The sequence below is a fragment of the Hyphomicrobiales bacterium genome, assembly GCA_017642935.1.
Classification (GTDB): Bacteria; Pseudomonadota; Alphaproteobacteria; order Rhizobiales; family MH13; genus MH13.
Map to the genome: position 1 here is coordinate 731,200 of JAEPOK010000002.1, position 15,517 is coordinate 746,716.

18 protein-coding genes are annotated in these 15,517 nt (G+C 60.0%); 7 read left to right on the forward strand and 11 right to left on the reverse strand.

Features of this window, described 5'->3' with window-relative positions; all coding sequences use genetic code 11:
• Positions 1-6 precede the first annotated feature (6 nt).
• The 8 genes from JJ917_12925 to ccrA all read right to left on the reverse strand — a co-directional run bounded on the left by JJ917_12925 (position 7) and on the right by ccrA (position 7,256).
• Entirely contained in the window at positions 7-573 is a 567-nt protein-coding gene (locus JJ917_12925; protein ID MBO6699727.1) for an acyloxyacyl hydrolase, read from the reverse strand.
• Positions 574-710: 137 nt separating this feature from the next.
• A complete protein-coding gene (locus tag JJ917_12930) occupies positions 711-905 on the reverse strand; it encodes a twin transmembrane helix small protein (protein ID MBO6699728.1) in 195 nt (64 codons plus the stop codon).
• Between the two features lie 60 nt (positions 906-965).
• Complete coding sequence (locus tag JJ917_12935) at positions 966-1,478, reverse strand: tryptophan-rich sensory protein (protein MBO6699729.1); 513 nt, start codon at positions 1,476-1,478, stop codon at positions 966-968.
• 66 nt (positions 1,479-1,544) lie between these two features.
• Positions 1,545-2,378 (reverse strand): SDR family NAD(P)-dependent oxidoreductase, encoded by an 834-nt coding sequence (locus JJ917_12940; GenBank protein MBO6699730.1) that lies wholly within the window; start codon positions 2,376-2,378, stop codon positions 1,545-1,547.
• 32 nt (positions 2,379-2,410) lie between these two features.
• Positions 2,411-2,875 (reverse strand): BLUF domain-containing protein, encoded by a 465-nt coding sequence (locus JJ917_12945; protein MBO6699731.1) that lies wholly within the window; start codon positions 2,873-2,875, stop codon positions 2,411-2,413.
• Between the two features lie 256 nt (positions 2,876-3,131).
• Positions 3,132-4,808: an acyl-CoA/acyl-ACP dehydrogenase gene (locus JJ917_12950; protein ID MBO6699732.1), complete on the reverse strand. Its 1,677-nt coding sequence runs from the start codon at positions 4,806-4,808 to the stop codon at positions 3,132-3,134.
• Positions 4,809-4,942: 134 nt separating this feature from the next.
• On the reverse strand, positions 4,943-5,818 hold the full coding sequence (locus JJ917_12955; GenBank protein MBO6699733.1) for a DMT family transporter: 876 nt from the start codon (positions 5,816-5,818) through the stop codon (positions 4,943-4,945).
• 169 nt (positions 5,819-5,987) lie between these two features.
• Positions 5,988-7,256 carry a crotonyl-CoA carboxylase/reductase gene (ccrA, locus tag JJ917_12960; protein ID MBO6699734.1) on the reverse strand — a complete coding sequence of 423 codons (1,269 nt, stop codon included), beginning with the start codon at positions 7,254-7,256 and terminating at the stop codon, positions 5,988-5,990.
• A 311-nt stretch (positions 7,257-7,567) separates the two neighbouring features.
• Here ccrA and JJ917_12965 point away from each other — a divergent pair, with 311 nt between their 5' ends.
• The 3 genes from JJ917_12965 to JJ917_12975 all read left to right on the forward strand — a co-directional run bounded on the left by JJ917_12965 (position 7,568) and on the right by JJ917_12975 (position 10,557).
• Positions 7,568-7,873: a hypothetical protein gene (locus JJ917_12965; GenBank protein ID MBO6699735.1), complete on the forward strand. Its 306-nt coding sequence runs from the start codon at positions 7,568-7,570 to the stop codon at positions 7,871-7,873.
• 109 nt (positions 7,874-7,982) lie between these two features.
• Positions 7,983-9,977: a protein meaA gene (locus JJ917_12970; GenBank protein MBO6699736.1), complete on the forward strand. Its 1,995-nt coding sequence runs from the start codon at positions 7,983-7,985 to the stop codon at positions 9,975-9,977.
• A 118-nt stretch (positions 9,978-10,095) separates the two neighbouring features.
• Complete coding sequence (locus JJ917_12975; protein ID MBO6699737.1) at positions 10,096-10,557, forward strand: hypothetical protein; 462 nt, start codon at positions 10,096-10,098, stop codon at positions 10,555-10,557.
• Here JJ917_12975 and JJ917_12980 read toward each other — a convergent pair.
• Positions 10,554-11,198 carry a class I SAM-dependent methyltransferase gene (locus tag JJ917_12980; GenBank protein ID MBO6699738.1) on the reverse strand — a complete coding sequence of 215 codons (645 nt, stop codon included), beginning with the start codon at positions 11,196-11,198 and terminating at the stop codon, positions 10,554-10,556. The genes JJ917_12975 and JJ917_12980 overlap by 4 nt on opposite strands.
• Positions 11,199-11,283: 85 nt before the next feature.
• A complete protein-coding gene (locus JJ917_12985; protein ID MBO6699739.1) occupies positions 11,284-11,655 on the reverse strand; it encodes a nuclear transport factor 2 family protein in 372 nt (123 codons plus the stop codon).
• 117 nt (positions 11,656-11,772) lie between these two features.
• Between JJ917_12985 and JJ917_12990 the strand changes: the two genes are divergently transcribed.
• Positions 11,773-12,717, forward strand: coding sequence for an AEC family transporter (locus JJ917_12990; protein ID MBO6699740.1), 945 nt, complete (start codon positions 11,773-11,775; stop codon positions 12,715-12,717).
• Positions 12,718-12,807: 90 nt separating this feature from the next.
• On the forward strand, positions 12,808-13,245 hold the full coding sequence (locus tag JJ917_12995; GenBank protein MBO6699741.1) for a DUF4399 domain-containing protein: 438 nt from the start codon (positions 12,808-12,810) through the stop codon (positions 13,243-13,245).
• On the opposite strand, the gene gluQRS is transcribed toward JJ917_12995, so the two are convergent.
• Positions 13,226-14,116 carry a tRNA glutamyl-Q(34) synthetase GluQRS gene (gluQRS, locus tag JJ917_13000; GenBank protein ID MBO6699742.1) on the reverse strand — a complete coding sequence of 297 codons (891 nt, stop codon included), beginning with the start codon at positions 14,114-14,116 and terminating at the stop codon, positions 13,226-13,228. The genes JJ917_12995 and gluQRS overlap by 20 nt on opposite strands.
• Between gluQRS and JJ917_13005 the strand changes: the two genes are divergently transcribed.
• Together JJ917_13005 and JJ917_13010 are read left to right on the forward strand one after the other, a co-directional pair.
• Positions 14,103-14,747 (forward strand): DNA-3-methyladenine glycosylase 2 family protein, encoded by a 645-nt coding sequence (locus JJ917_13005; protein ID MBO6699743.1) that lies wholly within the window; start codon positions 14,103-14,105, stop codon positions 14,745-14,747. The two genes, gluQRS and JJ917_13005, sit on opposite strands and share 14 nt — an antisense overlap.
• Before the next feature lie 201 nt (positions 14,748-14,948).
• The gene (locus JJ917_13010) at positions 14,949-15,494 is read left to right on the forward strand and encodes an HNH endonuclease (GenBank protein ID MBO6699744.1); all 546 of its coding nucleotides are present in this window, start codon (positions 14,949-14,951) and stop codon (positions 15,492-15,494) included.
• Positions 15,495-15,517: the final 23 nt, after the last annotated feature.

Sequence of the window (15,517 nt, forward strand, 5' to 3'; positions counted from 1 at the left end):
ATCGGTTTAAAAGTTGAAACCGACTCTAGCGCCAAAATTGGTCATGCCGCGATTGAAATCGCACAGACCCGAATTTGAAGAATGGCTGACCGTCGCCATGACGCTGACCTGTTCGGTCACCCGGTAGCCAAGTGTTCCGGACTCACGGAAAAGCAAATTGCAGCCAAGGTTCAACCGGTTGGGATCGGTGCCATCGGTATCGCCGTTATGAACCGTGCCGCCGAAGGCACCTTCAATGAAAAGCCGCTCTGTGACGTCGACGGTCAAAGCAAGCTGGGCATAGCCGAAATGTGTGTAACCTTCGGTGCTTATGGACGCCCCGACCAGGGGACGTACTGCGGCCAGGCGGTCAAAGATGGAGAACGTCCAGCCAACATTCGCAAGGGCCTCGACGTCCACATCAAACCCCGTCTCGGGTCCGTCCGGCTCGCGGTACATGACGCCGACGCGCACTTCGTGCGACGCGGCGGTGGCGAAGCGTGTGTCGAAAGAGTCAGCATTGGCCGAGCCAAGCGTTGCCAAAAGGAAAGGCAACGCCAAAGCGGCAGCAGATAGATGGCGGAAGTGAATCATAACGAGGCGCCCAGCAATTCGTTACCATTGCGTTAAAGCTGACCGGCGCCGAACTCAACGTTGATCAGCGGTTTTGGGGCGTATCGATCGCTGGGTGTGACATTTCTGCACAGGTGTTTACGGTCGCGGGATTGTTCCTAACCGCGTGCGGCCAACCAGGCGACGACCATGATCAGGACGATGGCCAGAGCCTGTAGGATGACCCGCCAGCGCATCAATTGCTGTGAGCGGTTAGCGCTGCCGCCCTTCATCATATTGGCAAGGCCGAGCAGGAGGACCACGGCCACCGCGCCCAAGGCGAGAAATGAGATTATCTGGAAAAACGTGTTCATGAGGCGTCTTACGGTTCAGGGCAGCGGCTGGGTCACTCAATGGCTGGCATTCTTTGCCGCTCAGTTGAGCAGCACATACGATCCGTTGAGCAAAGTGGCAAACGCGACCCAGGCGACGTAGGGCGCAAACAACCAAAACGAAAGGCGGTCGACCTGGCGCGCGAGCGCCATCCAGGTCAGGATGGCTGCTAACAGCCCAAGGATGACGACAAATCCGCCGATGATTGATTGCAACGCGAAAAAGACAATGGTCCAGCCGGCGTTGAAGAGCAGTTGCACACCATAGGCGACGCGCAATCGGCGTGTTTGATCTGGCTTTGCTGCCGCGTCGGCGCGCCAACCGGCATAAGCCATCATCAGGTAAAGGATCGGCCAGACAACACCGAACGCCCAGGATGGTGGTTGGAAAGACGGCTGATTGAGCGCTTGGTACCAGGCGCTGGTATCTGGGTCGCTGGCAAGGCTGCCGGTGAGCGATGCAGTGGCGGTGACTGCGACATAGAGCGCAAGGAGGATCCAACTTGCGCCGGAGGTCGGCAGCGCCGATGGCGATACGGTTGATGGTGTGGCCATGAATCTTCCTTCAAGCGAGAGCAACTTCAGCAGACCGACGCGCAACTTGGCTTAGCGTTGCGCCGGCTATTTGTCGCGGGCGCGGGCGAGCATCGTCGCCTGCCAACGCGTCGGGGCCAGCCGTTTGACCAGTGCCATCAGATGCGTGGGTGTCGTGACCCGGTAGGTCGGTTTGGGGTTGGCGCTTTCCAGCGCCTTGATCAGCACCCGCGTCACTGCTTGCGGGCCCAACTCGAAGGCAGCTTTGTCGCGCGATGTCAGGCGTTTCAGCTGGGCCGCATAATCATCAGCATAAGCGGAAGTATCCGCATCAACGGTGCGCTGAAAAACCGCCAGCGCATTGGCGCGGAAGCGGCTGGTGATCGGGCCGGGTTGGATGGAGATCACCTTGATGCCGAAGCGGCTGACTTCGGAGCGCAGCGAGTCGGAGTAGCCTTCCAACGCAAATTTCGAGGCAACATACGGTCCGCGATACGGCGCAGCGATGAAACCCAGAACGCTGGAGCATTGGACAATGCGGCCTGATCCTTGAGCGCGCATCACCGGAAGCGCCAATTGGGTGAGCCGGTGGATGCCAAAAAAGTTAGCCTCGAACTGCGCGCGCATGTGCTCCGTCGATATGTCCTCAAGCGCGCCAACCTGGCCATAGGCGCCATTGTTGAACAGGGCATCGAGCCCGCCGCCGGTTTGCTCCAGCGTGGCTTCGAATGCGGCGGGGATGCTTGCCTCATCGGCATAGTCGAGCTGGACAGCATTGAGACCCTCGTCGCGCAGGCGGCTCACATCGCCCTCTTTACGCGCGGCGGCGATCACCTGCCAGCCGCGTTTGTGCAAGGCATGGGCGGCATGGTGGCCAATGCCGGACGAGGCACCTGTGATGAGAATGGAGCGTTGACTCATGCGCTCGCCTTAGCCTGCTGGTGGCAAGCAGGCTAGGCGGCGAGCGTTTTGTCGCGGCGGTTGGAGCTGTCGAGCTTGGCACAGACCAGCGCGATCTGCTCGATCAGGTCCCCCAGCGCGTGCGGCGCCAACTGGTACGGGCAGAACTTGGGGCGCACTTTGTATTTGGAGAACACCGGGTTTGTCTCGCTGGCGATATCGAACGCGGCCAGCGAGGGCGAGGTGAATTGCCGGGTTACCAAAGGGCCTGCATGGACAAGGTTCACCTCATGATGACGCTGATCCTGAGCGATGCGATTGTAGGTATCACTCAACGGGCCGCGCGGTCCCTCCATCACCTGAATGAAGAAATCGTCGACATGGATGAGGCAGCCGGAGACGCCGTGCGGCCGGTTGTTCTTATCAGCCTGCTTGACGAGACTGCTGAGAAAGATGCGACGCTGCTCTCCGCGCATTTCTGGCGCGCGACTGATGTAAGTGATGGTGTAGAGCGGCATGCTACCAACTTTCTGACAGATGGTGGCAGTTTCTCTACCTCAAGTTGCATTTGTGTTAAATACAATCCAATTTGACGCAACTGGATGTTTGCTTGGATTTACGCTTCCAGCAAACACTTGATCTTTTTGCCCATGGCTCCGGGCGAAAAACCGGTTCCCACTTTTGCTGAGCCATGGGGTATCGCTCACGCCTCTAAGAGGCGTTTCGCGATCAACACTGTTTATGGCGTGATCGCCGGATCGCGTTTGTTGTCGCTTACGCTTCCAGCAAACGCTTGGCGATCACTTGTGCCTGTATTTCTGCGGCACCCTCAAAGATGTTGAGGATGCGGGCATCGCAGAGCACACGGGAAATCGCATACTCAAGCGCGAAACCATTGCCGCCATGGATCTGTAGCGCATTGTCGGCATTCGCCCAGGCGATGCGGGCGCAGAGTAGCTTAGCCATCCCGGCTTCCACGTCGCAGCGGCGGCCTTCATCTTTCTCACGCGCGGAGAAATAGGTGAGCTGACGGCCGATCATGGTCTCAACGGCCATCATGGCTAGCTTGTCGGCGACGCGCGGGAAGTGGATCAGCGCTTTGCCGAACTGCACCCGCTCCTTGGCGTAACGCAGGCCAAGATCGAGCGCCGACTGAGCAACGCCAACGGCGCGGGCGGCGGTTTGAATGCGTGCCGACTCGAAGGTTTCCATCAGCTGTTTGAAACCATTGCCTTCGGTCTCACCGAGCAGATTGGCGGCGGGCACCTCGAAACCATCGAAGGCGATCTCATACTCTTTCATGCCGCGATAGCCGAGCACTTCAATCTCGCCGCCGGATAGGTTCGGATGCGGAAAGGGGTCTTCATCGCTGCCGCGCGGTTTCTCCGCGATGAACATCGACAAGCCCTTGTAGCTCGGCTCATCAGGGTTGGTGCGGGCAAGCACAGTCATGATGTCGGCGCGCACCGGATGGGTGATCCAGGTTTTGTTGCCGTTGATCGTGTAGGTGTCGCCGTCCAGCGTGGCACGGGTCTTCAGGGACGCAAGGTCTGACCCTGTGTTGGGTTCTGTGAAGACGGCGGTGGGGAGGATCTCGCCGGACGCGATCTGCGGCAGCCATTTTTCCTTCTGGGCATCCGTGCCACCGCAAAGGATAAGCTCGGCTGCGATTTCCGAGCGCGTGCCCAGCGAACCGACACCGATATAGGCGCGCGATAGCTCTTCGGAGACCACGCACATCGCTTCCTTGCCGAGACCCAGGCCGCCATACTCTTCCGGGATTGTCAGGCCGAAGACGCCGAGCTCGGACATCTGTTCGATGATCTCCATCGGGATGTAGTCATTGGCCAGATGCCATTCATGGGCGTGCGGCTCGACGGCATCGGCGGCGAAGCGGCGCATTTCGGAGCGGAACGCTTCCATCGTTTCGTCCAAGCCATCGGCGCCGACGGTCGCCGCGCCGCCATCATCCATCATGGTGGCGACCAAGGCCGCGCGCTTGTCGGTGCCGGAACCAAGAGCGATGAGGGCGCGCACCGATGGATTGTCGGAAAAGGCGCGCGCCGTTTCCGGGGCCACGCCAAGGGCGGCAAGACGAACAATCTCGCCTTGGTTCATCGGAATGCCGCCCTCGATCTGGGCAAGATATTCGGCAAAGCCGATTTCGATGATTAGTGTTTCGGTTTCACCAAAAAGACCGTCGCCTTGCAGGCGCTGGGCGTAGGCGATGAGTTCACGCAGCGCTTCGCGATAGGTGGCCAGCCACGCAAGACCGTGTGCGGCGTGCTGATGCTGTTCGAGCAGCGCGCCTTTGACGCGGCCACCGTCCATGGTCAGAGAAGAGACCGATTGCTTGGCGGCCTCATAGACCGCGTTCACCGCTTGAAGGGCCTCGGCTGCCAGGTCGAGACTGTTGGCATCGTCCAGCGTCAAATCTTCGGCCAAGCTCATGGTGATGTCCTCGCTTCTTGCCCGGATTGGCTTGCGTCAGGGTATTTGTGCGGCGCAAAATGATCAACAGTTTGCACTGCAACAACCCCGCCGATGGGCCTAGTTGATTGACTGCGCAGGCGCGCTAGCAGCGCTCAGGACGGTTTTTTGTTGACCAGATAGACGCCAAACACGGTGATCACCATGCCAAGGATCGCAATCGGCGCGAGGTTTTCGCCGAAGAGCAGCCAGGCTTCAATCGCGACCAGAGGTGGGATCAAATAGATCAACGTTGCCGCGCGCGAAACCGCACCGTGACGGATCAACAGCAACAACAGGCCGATGGCTGCCAGCGACAGGCCAATCACCGACCAGGCCATGATCAACAGGCTCTGCCCATTGATGGTGATGTGCATCTCTTCCATCAGAAAGGCGAAGGGCAGGGTGGCGAGCGTTGCCCCGATATATTGCAGAAACGAGATGGCGCGCAGATCGCCGCCTTGCAAAAAGCGCTTCTGGTAAAGCGTGCCGAGGGTCACCGAAATCATCGCCACCACATTGATGACGATGAGCCAGGACGCGGCGGCGAATGATTCACCTTCAAGCGCGAAAAGGCGCGGCAGCAGCGCAACAACCAGGCCAGCAAAGCCAAGTACCAAGCCAAGCCATTGTTTTTTCGTAAGATGTTCGGCGAGCCAGGTGACGGCCAAAACGGCCGTCAGCAGCGGTTGCAGCGCGGCAATCAGGCCTGAGAGCGGCGTCGCCAGCCCCTCATCGATCACATACCAAACGCCGCCGAGATAGATCGCGTGCAAGAGAACGCCGGACGCCAGGCCGTGAGCCCAGAGATGTCGGTCGCTCGGCAGTTTCACATTGAAGGCGAGCATGATGAGGAAGAGCGCCAGAGCCGCCAGCGCATAGCGCGCCGCCAGGAAGGTGAGCGGATCGGCCAAGGGTGCCGCAGCGCGCGCGGTGATCCAACCCGTGGACCAGATGAGCACGAAAAGAACGGGCGCAAGGCGCAGCAGCATGGAAGGCTTTCGGGGAAAGGGCGACGATGCTGCGGCTTACGCGCTCAGCGTTCCTTTGTCATCCCGGTCAAGCAGTCACCTTTGTTTGCGCGCGCCGGGATCGCCATTGCCAGAAACCGTTGGTTACGATCCCGGATAGCCCTTGTGGGCTTCCGGGATGACACTGTTTTTAACCCGCCGCGTCGAGCACATCCTCAAAGGTGCGCAGGCCGGGTTTTGGCGATCCTACCAAGCAAGCCATGTTGCCCGGCGCGTGCTGGTTTTTGTACATTTTGGTGTGCGCCTTGGGGATGTCGCGCCAGGCGAACACTTCCGACATGCAAGGGTCGATGCGGCGCTCAATCACCAGTTTATTGGCAGCTGCCGCCTGTTTCAGATGGGCGAAGTGAGAACCCTGCACACGCTTCTGGTGCATCCAAACATAACGCGCATCCATGGTGAGGTTGAAGCCGGTGGTGCCAGCGCAAATGACGATCATGCCGCCGCGTTTGCAAACAAAGGTGGACACAGGGAAGGTGCTCTCGCCGGGGTGTTCGAAGACGAAATCGACGTTCACGCCTTTGCCGGTGATGTCCCAGATCGCTTTGCCGAACTTGCGGACCTCAGAGAACCACGTGTCGTACTCGTCCGAGCCAACCTTCGGCAGTTGACCCCAACAGTTGAAGTCTTTGCGGTTGAGCACGCCCTTGGCGCCGAGCGACATGACGAAGTCGCGCTTGTCTTCATCGGAGATCACGCCGATGGCGTTGGCCCCAGCGGCAGCGCAAATCTGCGTGGCGAACACGCCAAGGCCGCCTGAAGCACCCCAGACCAAAACATTGTCGCCCGGTCGCAGCACGTGCGGGCGGTGGCCGTAGAGCATGCGGTACGCGGTGGCGAGCGTCAGCGTGTAGCAGGAGGCTTCTTCCCAGGTCAGATGCTTGGGCCGCGCCATCAGCTGGCGAGCCTGCACGCGGGTGAACTGGGCGAAGGAGCCATCCATCGTCTCATAGCCCCAGATGCGCTGGGAGGGGGAGAACATGGGGTCGCCGCCATTGCACTCTTCGTCGTCGCCATCATCCTGATTGCAGTGGATGACGACTTCATCGCCGACTTTCCAACGCTTCACCTTGGAACCGACGGCCCACACGATGCCGGATGCATCCGATCCGTTGACGACATAGTCGTTCTTGATGAAATCGAAGGGCGAAATCGGCTCGCCAAGGCCGGCCCAGATGGCGTTGTAATTGACGCCGGCGGCCATGACGAAGACCAGCACTTCATCATCGCCAATCTCCCAAACCGGCACCACTTCCTGCTGCATGGCGACTTCCGGTTCGCCATGGCGTTCGCGGCGCACGGCCCAGGCATACATGTTAGCGGGGACGTGACCAAGCGGCGGGATTTCGCCGATTTCGTACAAGTCTTTGATGTCACCGGAGGTTTCGGCAAGAGCCATGGCAGGGGCCTCTCAAGATCAGCTTTTGTGCAGCGAACTATGCATTGCTGCGCTGCAAAAAACCATACGACCAATGTCCGTCAGGGATCGCAACCGACCTTTTACAAAGACAATCCCGGCTCGCTCAGAGACAGGTGTCCGCTTGGTTGGGATGAGGGCATTCTTGCGCTTTCAATTGGTAAACGCCGGTTAACCCTCTGCTCCGGCAAGGATAAACGGCCTGTTCATTGGCGGTTGGTATAACCATTGCCGTAAGGGAACGTCTGGCGACGGAAGCGGACGGTTTCCCACACAGACAAGGATTTGGTGCTATGGCCGCGATACTGCCGCCGTTTGTAATGGACAATTTGTGGTTCATTTTTCTTATCGCCTCGGTTCTCACCTGGCCGATGGCCTGGCTTGCCGATGGCGCGTTCAGGGACAACGCCTTCGGGCTGATGGGCAATTACATCCTGCTGATGATCGGATCGCTGGTCGGCGCGACATGGCTGATGCTCTATATCGGCTCGGCCACTCAGGTCATGAGCCAGCCGCATCTGCCGTTCTTCGCCGCCGTTGCTGGCGCGACGACACTGATCCTGGGTGCGTGCTTCTTGAAGCGTTTGGTGACGCGCTAGCGTTGTGCGCCCAAAGGTGAGGTGACGCCGGTCCCTCTGCGCCCTATTGTGCCTTATGTTGCAGCGCACACTTTGTATGGGGCGTTGCGAAACAAGAGGGCGCACCCTGATGAGCGAGACCCCGACCGGCGATAAGCCCAAAGATCGGCCATGGATCTTCCGCACCTATGCCGGGCACTCCACGGCCAAAGACTCCAACGCGCTTTATAAGACCAATCTCGCCAAAGGGCAGACCGGCCTGTCGGTCGCCTTCGATCTGCCGACACAAACGGGCTACGACCCTGATCACGTGCTGGCTCGTGGCGAGGTGGGCAAGGTCGGTGTGCCGGTTGCCCATTTGGGCGATATGCGCACGCTGTTCGATGGCATTCCGCTCGATGCGATGAACACCTCGATGACGATCAATGCCACTGCGCCTTGGTTGCTCGCACTCTATGTGGCGGTCGCCGATGAGCAAGGGGCTGACCGGGCCAAGCTCGCCGGCACGACGCAGAACGACATCATCAAAGAATACCTTTCCCGCGGCACCTATGTGTTCCCCCCCGAACCCTCGATGCGGCTCACTACCGATATGATCGGCTGGACGTACAAAAACACACCCAAATGGAACCCAATGAATGTCTGCTCCTACCATTTGCAGGAGGCAGGGGCGACGCCGGTGCAGGAGCTTTCCTTCGCGCTCGCCACGGCCATTGCGGTGCTCGACACCGTGAAAGCGCGCGGGATCATTCCGGAAGAAGATTTTCCGAAAGCCGTTGGTCGCATTTCGTTCTTTGTGAATGCCGGCATGCGGTTCGTCACCGAGATGTGCAAAATGCGCGCGTTCGTCGATCTCTGGGACGAAATCTGCGAGCAGCGCTACGGTGTGGACGATCCAAGGTACCGCCGGTTCCGCTATGGCGTGCAGGTGAACTCGCTTGGGCTGACCGAGCCGCAGGCGGAAAACAACGTCTACCGTATCCTCATCCAGATGTTGGCCGTGGTGCTATCCAAAAAGGCTCGCGCCCGCGCTGTGCAGTTGCCGGCCTGGAATGAAGCGCTGGGCCTGCCGCGCCCTTGGGACCAGCAATGGTCGCTGCGCATGCAGCAGGTGATGGCGTTTGAGACCGATCTGCTGGAATTCGGTGATCTCTTCGATGGTTCCAAAGAAGTGGATGCCAAGGTCGAGGCTCTGAAAGAGGAAGCGCGCGCCGAGCTGGCCCAGATCGAAGCAATGGGCGGGGCGATCGCCGCCATCGAGACAAGCTACATGAAGCAGCAGCTTGTATCCTCCAATACGGCCCGCCTGGAAGGTATCGAGAAGGGCGAGCAGACCGTAGTCGGCGTCAATCGGTATGAGGAGAGCGAGGAATCGCCCCTCGGCACCGGCGAAGGCGCGATCATGGTTGTGCCCGATGGTGTGGAAGAAGACACCGTCGCCACGCTCAAGGCCTGGCGATCACAGCGTGATGACGCAGCGGTCGAAGCGGCCATCGCTGGCCTGAAGAATGCTGCTGAAGGCAATGCCAACATCATGGATGCGTCAGTGGAAGCTGCCAAAGCATGCGTCACCACAGGTGAATGGGGCGCGGCTTTGCGCTCGGTCTATGGCGAATACCGCGCGCCAACGGGTGTTGGCAAAGCCGCGCGCGCTGACGTCGATGATCTCGCCGAAGTGCGCGCTGATGTTGATGCGGTGTCGGCCAAAATGGGTCGGCGCCTCAAAATGCTGGTCGGAAAGCCGGGCCTGGACGGCCATTCCAATGGCGCGGAACAGATCGCCGTGCGGGCCCGCGATTGCGGTATGGAAGTGGTCTATGAAGGCATTCGTCTGACGCCAGCGGAGATTGTCAACGCGGCGATTGAGGAGGACGTGCACATTGTCGGCCTCTCGATCCTCTCCGGCAGCCATGTGGCGCTCTTGAAAGATGTGATGGACCGGCTGCGCAAAGAAGGGGCCGATGATATTCCTGTGGTCGTGGGTGGCATCATCCCGCCGGAGGATGAAACGGCGCTCAAAGCCATGGGCGTTGCTGCGGTCTACACGCCCAAAGACTTCAAAGTGAACACGATCATGGCCGATATTGTACGCATCGTCGCCGAAACGGCAGATAAGGCTGCCTAAGTCTTCAGCAAAATCTGCAGACCGTTCAAATTGTCATAACCGCGATAACCGCGCCTTAGCGGAGCCGATGGCATGGCTAATCCAGATCGAAATGGCCAGATTTGGATGAGGTTTGCCGATGGTTCGACCAGAGTATCTCATGGCAGGGGCCGCTCTAGCTGCCGCGCTGGCGATGGGCACTGCCCAGGCCGCACACGCGTCCCAATCAGCCGCCGACAGCCCAGCCTATGAGGCGGCCATCAACGAGCTGCGTGTCATGCACCAATCCTGCGCCGCAATGGGCGGTACAATGGTCTATGATGATGGCCATCTGGTTGAGGTAACCTTCACCGATGATGGCATCGCCGACTATGTCCTGATCGCTGAAAAGGCCTATTGCGATGGCGCGGCGAGTCTGTTCTGCGGCTCCGGCGGCTGCGCTGTCACGGCCTTTGCCAGCAACAAGGGCGGCGTGGTCGTTGGCCCTTACACCTTGCATAATCCAGCGCCCGAAGCGGCAGCGCTTACCCACACCTGCCGCAGCGGTGGCCAAGGAGCGCTGACCTTTGCCGATGGCGATTTCCGATTGACTGGCTGCTAACGCGCGCCGGTCTTCTCCAGCACGACCACGCGACAGGTCTGGCCGATGCGGCCAAAATGGGTCGCCTTGGAGTGCATACACACTGTGATGAGGCCGTCGGCCACCATTTGGTCGATGGCCTCCTCGAAGTTCAGCTTTTCCCACGCCGCGTCATAGACATTTAGCGCGAAGAGCCCGCCCGGCTTGATCACATCGAGCACGGGTCGTAGCGCCTCCGGTCCCACATGGCCAAGCGTGTAAAGACCGCTTGAAACAGCCGCATCATAGTGACCGGCCAGAAAGGGCAATGGTTTGGTGGCGTCTGCGGTTTGCAGCGTCTGGTAGAGCCGGGTCTTACCCGCCTCGGCCAACATCTTTGCCGAAAGATCGAACCCGTCGAGCTTCGCCTTTGGCAGCCGTGTGAGCACCGCTTTAGCGGTCAGACCGGTGCCGCATCCCGCATCCAGCAGAGTTGGGCTTTCCAGCTTCAAATGGTTGCACAGCGCATCAGCGACCAGCTCCGGCGCACGGTAACCGAGCGCGCCGACCAACCCGTTATAGGTGCCAGGCAGGCGATTGTAGAGCAGCGCGAAGGCCTGAACGACCGCGTCAAAGGGTTTCGCCTTGCGCGGCGAGGTCGATGGGGAGGAGGGACCTGGCATGGCCCATCCTTTCCCATTCTTCCGCTTAGGTCAAAACGCTCGTCGCGCTTTGCGCGATAGGCCGCACCTGCTTACGTTGGCGTCATCACATGGAATAGAAGAACTCTTCACGGACGATCTTCCCATCCTTGACCGTGTAGATAGCCACCTCGTCCATGGGGAAGCTCTCGCCGGATTCTTTCACGATGGCCTCGCCCTTGAACAACAGCGCGAACTTGTCCGGCTGGTGCGGGTAGGGGCCAAGCACCTCCATGGATTTCACCTCCATGGTGTTGTTCCAATAATCGTGCTTGCCGCGAATGGCCTCCAAGCCCTCGAAAACCTGCGGACCGCCGCCTGGCTGGGCCAGCGCTTCGACCGAAACGGCGTCCTCGGCATAAAGCGTGCTGAGGCCTTCTTCGTCGGTCCCGTTGCGGCAATGGCCGGCCAGAGCGTCGGCGATCTCTTGCAATGTCATGGTTTCTCTCCCCGATGGATGCAGATAGCGGCCGCAGCATGCCACAGGCAGGCGCGTTGTCACTGCACAGACGCGTGAGCGCTTGCGCCTCCTGACAGGTGGTGCCACAGGAAGGCCATGTCGCTTCTTGCCATTGTTCTCCCCGTTTTCGGCCTGATTGCCATCGGTTTTACCGCCGCACGCACCGGGCTCATCAAGGACCATGTCGGCGACGGGCTTTCTGACTTTGTTTTCACCGTCGCCGTCCCCTGTCTTCTGTTCAAGACGCTGGCGAGGGCCGACGTTCCTGAAGCCTCGCCTTGGGCCTATTGGGCGGTCTATTTCGCGGCCGTGATCGTTGTTTGGGCGAGCGCCCATCTTGTAGTGACGCGCGGGTTCGGACGCGACAAACCAACCGGCACGGTGGCCGGCTTCTCCGCCGCGCAGGCGAACACCGTTCTCATCGGCATCCCGCTGATTCTCACCACCTATGGCGATGCCGGGCGGGTGCCGATCTTCTTGCTGATCGCGATCCATCTGCCGATCATGATGAGTGCGGCCACTTTGTCGATTGAACTAGGCGGGTCCGAGCGCGGTAATTTTGGTGAGACCGTTCGCAAGCTTGCTATCTCCATCTTCACCCATCCGATCATCATCGGCATTCTGCTGGGGTTGGCGTGGCGCTTCACCGGCTGGACCATTCCGCCGATACCGTTCCAGATCTTGGATATGCTGGGGTCAACCGCCGTGCCCTGCGCGCTGTTCTCCGCTGGGATGGCACTCAAACGTTATGGATTGGCCGGTGATCTGCGCATCACGCTGACGGTGAGTTTCCTGAAGCTCATCGTTCAGCCGGGCCTGGTGTTCCTGTTTGGCGCTTTTGTGTTGCAGTTGCCGCAGATTTGGCTCGGCGCGGCAGTGCTCTTTGCGGCCTGCCCGTCAGGGATCAACGCCTATCTGCTCGCCAATCGCTACGGCACGGGCGTGCGCATCGCGTCCTCGTCCATTGCATTATCGACGGCGCTTGCCATCGTTTCGGTGACCGGTTGGCTCTGGGTGCTGACCAGTTTTGCGCCGGTTTGATAGGTTCCGGTCGCGCAGTCGTGATTGGTCGCTTTGACTGCGCGCTCTATCTCCTTTCCTCCAAGAAGAACGGGAGGAAAGACCATGCACATGAAACATGCCTTGCGAATGGGTGCCCTGGCTGGTGCGCTTGCCTGCACATCGATTGCAGCGAGTGCGATGGATCATTTGACGCCTGCGCCGGACGGGGCTGAGGTTTATTTTATCGCGCCAGAGGGCGGTGCGACCGTGTCCAATCCAGTGAGGGTTCAGTTCGGTCTGCGCGGCATGGGCGTTGCGCCAGCAGGCGTTGAGCAGATGAACACCGGCCACCATCACCTGCTGATCAATATGCCGCTCGACCAGGTGGATTTGGAAGCAGCGCTGCCGAACGATGATAATCATCGTCACTTTGGCGGCGGTCAGACAGAAGTAACGCTGGAGCTGCCTACAGGCACGCACACCATGCAGTTGCTGGTCGGCGACCACAACCACATCCCGCACGATCCGCCGATCGTGTCCGACGTGATCACTGTGACGGTGGAGTAGCCAGCAATTGGGCGATCAGCGCGTTGCGTTCGATGCCGGTACGCCTGACCGACCGCAAGCTTTTCGCGCCTTCGGATTTGGAAAGCTTGCGGCCATCCTCGCCCAGGATCAGCCGGTGATGATGGTAGATCGGCGCTGGTAGGCCGAGTAGCTCCTGAAGCAGGCGCTGCACGGACGTCGAGGGCTCAAGATCGAGGCCGCGCACCACATGGGTAACGCCCTGATCAGCATCATCGACGACAACGGCCAGGTGGTAGGTCGCCGGTCGGTCGCGCCCGCGCAGAAGGATATCGCCCCAAACCGACGGATCGGTCATGGTGGTGACCGGCGCGGAGGTCGGCGATGCAATGCGCTTTTCGGCGACTTTGCTGACACCGAGCTTCTCCAAAGCCGCCTGCATATCCAGGCGGATGGGCACGTCCCCGGGCATTTCATCGGGACGGTCGGCGCGGTCACGGTCGCCGAAGGGGTAGTGCGGGCTGCCGTCCGGATCGCTGCCCCAAGCAATGCCTTCGGCCTTCAGCCCATCAAGCGCGCGGGCGATCTGTGTGCGTGAGGCCGGCGCTGGATAAGCAAGGCCTTCATCGTAAAGCGCGCCAAGGGCTGCTTCATAGGTGTCCAGATGCTCCGATTGCACCCGCACCGGCTCTTCCCAGGTGAGCCCGAGCCATTTCAGATCGTCCAAAATGGCCTCGACATACTGCGGACGGGCGCGCGAAAGATCCGTGTCTTCGATGCGAAGCAGTAGCCGTCCACCAACCGCTTGCGCCCAACGCTGGCATTCAAGCGCACTTAACGCGTGCCCCAAATGCAGATAGCCATTGGGCGATGGCGCGAATCTCAAGACCGGCTGGCTCATGTATCGATGCATAGAATGTGACGCGGATGTGGTCGAGGGCCTCATTTCCCTTAGGGCTGCCGACCCTGCACTTCATCTGGCCATGGACGCTGTCGAGCATGTGCCGCTGCGGCGCTCGACGCCAGATTTTGAAGGGTTGGCGCGGATCGTCATCGCGCAGCAGGTCTCGGTGGCAAGCGCCAAAGCGATCACCGCACGCACCATCGATACGCTGGGTGCCCTGGAGGCGCGGCGGTTCTCTGAAGCCGATGACGAGGCGCTGAAAACATGCGGCCTTTCCCGGCCGAAACAACGCACCTTGCGCGCCATTGCCGAGGCTTTGCCTGACGACCAGGCCTTCTCCCGGCTCAACGCGCTGGATGTGGCGGCGATTGAAGCGGAATTGGTGACCATCAAAGGGGTGGGTCCCTGGACCGCACAGATCTATGTGCTCTTCTGCGTCGGCCATGCCGACACCATGCCGGTGGGCGATCTGGCGCTGCAAAAAGCGGCCGCTTGGGCGCTGGGGCATGAGGAAAGATTGAGTGCCGAAGCTTTGGCGGAGCGCGCGGAGATTTGGTCGCCGTGGCGTGGCGTGGCGGCGCGGCTTTTGTGGTCGTATCACAGCGTTGTGCAGGACGGCCGCTCGGGAATCGCCATCTAAAACAACTGCATCGGCTGCCCACAACCAGTTCTCGCATGCGGCCAAGTGTGGCTTCACAAGCCTGTCACACGCGCTATACATACAGCGTGCGTAACAATTGTGTTGTGCGAATCGGACCGGGAGCCAAGCTTGACCGTCGCCGTTTCACCGGAAGAGTTTAAGGCCACCGGACGCCCGGTGGTTTCACCTGCTTCCCGGATCATGAAGCCCGAGGCTTGCCCGGCCTTGGTGCTCAATGCCGACTTCCGGCCGCTTTCCTATTACCCGCTGTCGCTTTGGCCTTGGCAGGAAGCCGTTAAGGCGGTGTTCCTCGACCGCGTCAACATTCTGTCCGAATACGACACCTGCGTGCACAGCCCAACGACCGAGTTTCGGCTGCCAAGCGTCGTGTCGCTGAAGACTTATGTGAAGCCGCAACGCAATCCGGCCTTTACTCGGTTCAACGTGTTTCTGCGCGACCGGTTTGAATGCCAATATTGCGGTTCGCCGGACGATCTGACGTTCGATCACGTAATCCCACGCTCGCGCGGCGGGCAGACGACTTGGAAGAACATCGTGACCGCTTGCAGCCCGTGTAATCTGCGCAAGGGCGGCAAGATGCCCAAGGTGGCGCAAATGTTCCCGCGCCAGGCACCCTATCCACCGACCGTGCACGATCTGCAGGCCAATGGCCGGCAATTCCCGCCCAACTATCTGCACGAAAGCTGGATGGACTTTCTCTATTGGGACACCGAGCTCGATCCTTAAGTTGCGCTCGTTGATTTCAATCC

Excerpts from the sequence above, each read along its gene's own strand:
- JJ917_12930 (MBO6699728.1), bottom strand. The coding sequence starts at position 905 with ATGAACACGTTTTTCCAGATAATCTCATTTCTCGCCTTGGGCGCGGTG.
- JJ917_12945 (MBO6699731.1), bottom strand. The coding sequence starts at position 2,875 with ATGCCGCTCTACACCATCACTTACATCAGTCGCGCGCCAGAAATGCGC.
- JJ917_12985 (MBO6699739.1), bottom strand. The coding sequence starts at position 11,655 with ATGACATTGCAAGAGATCGCCGACGCTCTGGCCGGCCATTGCCGCAAC.
- JJ917_12995 (MBO6699741.1), top strand. The coding sequence starts at position 12,808 with ATGAAACATGCCTTGCGAATGGGTGCCCTGGCTGGTGCGCTTGCCTGC.
- JJ917_12975 (MBO6699737.1), top strand. The coding sequence starts at position 10,096 with ATGGTTCGACCAGAGTATCTCATGGCAGGGGCCGCTCTAGCTGCCGCG.
- JJ917_12955 (MBO6699733.1), bottom strand. The coding sequence starts at position 5,818 with ATGCTGCTGCGCCTTGCGCCCGTTCTTTTCGTGCTCATCTGGTCCACG.
- JJ917_12990 (MBO6699740.1), top strand. The coding sequence starts at position 11,773 with ATGTCGCTTCTTGCCATTGTTCTCCCCGTTTTCGGCCTGATTGCCATC.
- JJ917_12935 (MBO6699729.1), bottom strand. The coding sequence starts at position 1,478 with ATGGCCACACCATCAACCGTATCGCCATCGGCGCTGCCGACCTCCGGC.
- JJ917_12950 (MBO6699732.1), bottom strand. The coding sequence starts at position 4,808 with ATGAGCTTGGCCGAAGATTTGACGCTGGACGATGCCAACAGTCTCGAC.
- JJ917_12980 (MBO6699738.1), bottom strand. The coding sequence starts at position 11,198 with ATGCCAGGTCCCTCCTCCCCATCGACCTCGCCGCGCAAGGCGAAACCC.
- ccrA (MBO6699734.1), bottom strand. The coding sequence starts at position 7,256 with ATGGCTCTTGCCGAAACCTCCGGTGACATCAAAGACTTGTACGAAATC.
- JJ917_12970 (MBO6699736.1), top strand. The coding sequence starts at position 7,983 with ATGAGCGAGACCCCGACCGGCGATAAGCCCAAAGATCGGCCATGGATC.
- JJ917_12925 (MBO6699727.1), bottom strand. The coding sequence starts at position 573 with ATGATTCACTTCCGCCATCTATCTGCTGCCGCTTTGGCGTTGCCTTTC.
- JJ917_12940 (MBO6699730.1), bottom strand. The coding sequence starts at position 2,378 with ATGAGTCAACGCTCCATTCTCATCACAGGTGCCTCGTCCGGCATTGGC.
- JJ917_13005 (MBO6699743.1), top strand. The coding sequence starts at position 14,103 with ATGTATCGATGCATAGAATGTGACGCGGATGTGGTCGAGGGCCTCATT.
- JJ917_13010 (MBO6699744.1), top strand. The coding sequence starts at position 14,949 with ATGAAGCCCGAGGCTTGCCCGGCCTTGGTGCTCAATGCCGACTTCCGG.
- gluQRS (MBO6699742.1), bottom strand. The coding sequence starts at position 14,116 with ATGCATCGATACATGAGCCAGCCGGTCTTGAGATTCGCGCCATCGCCC.
- JJ917_12965 (MBO6699735.1), top strand. The coding sequence starts at position 7,568 with ATGGCCGCGATACTGCCGCCGTTTGTAATGGACAATTTGTGGTTCATT.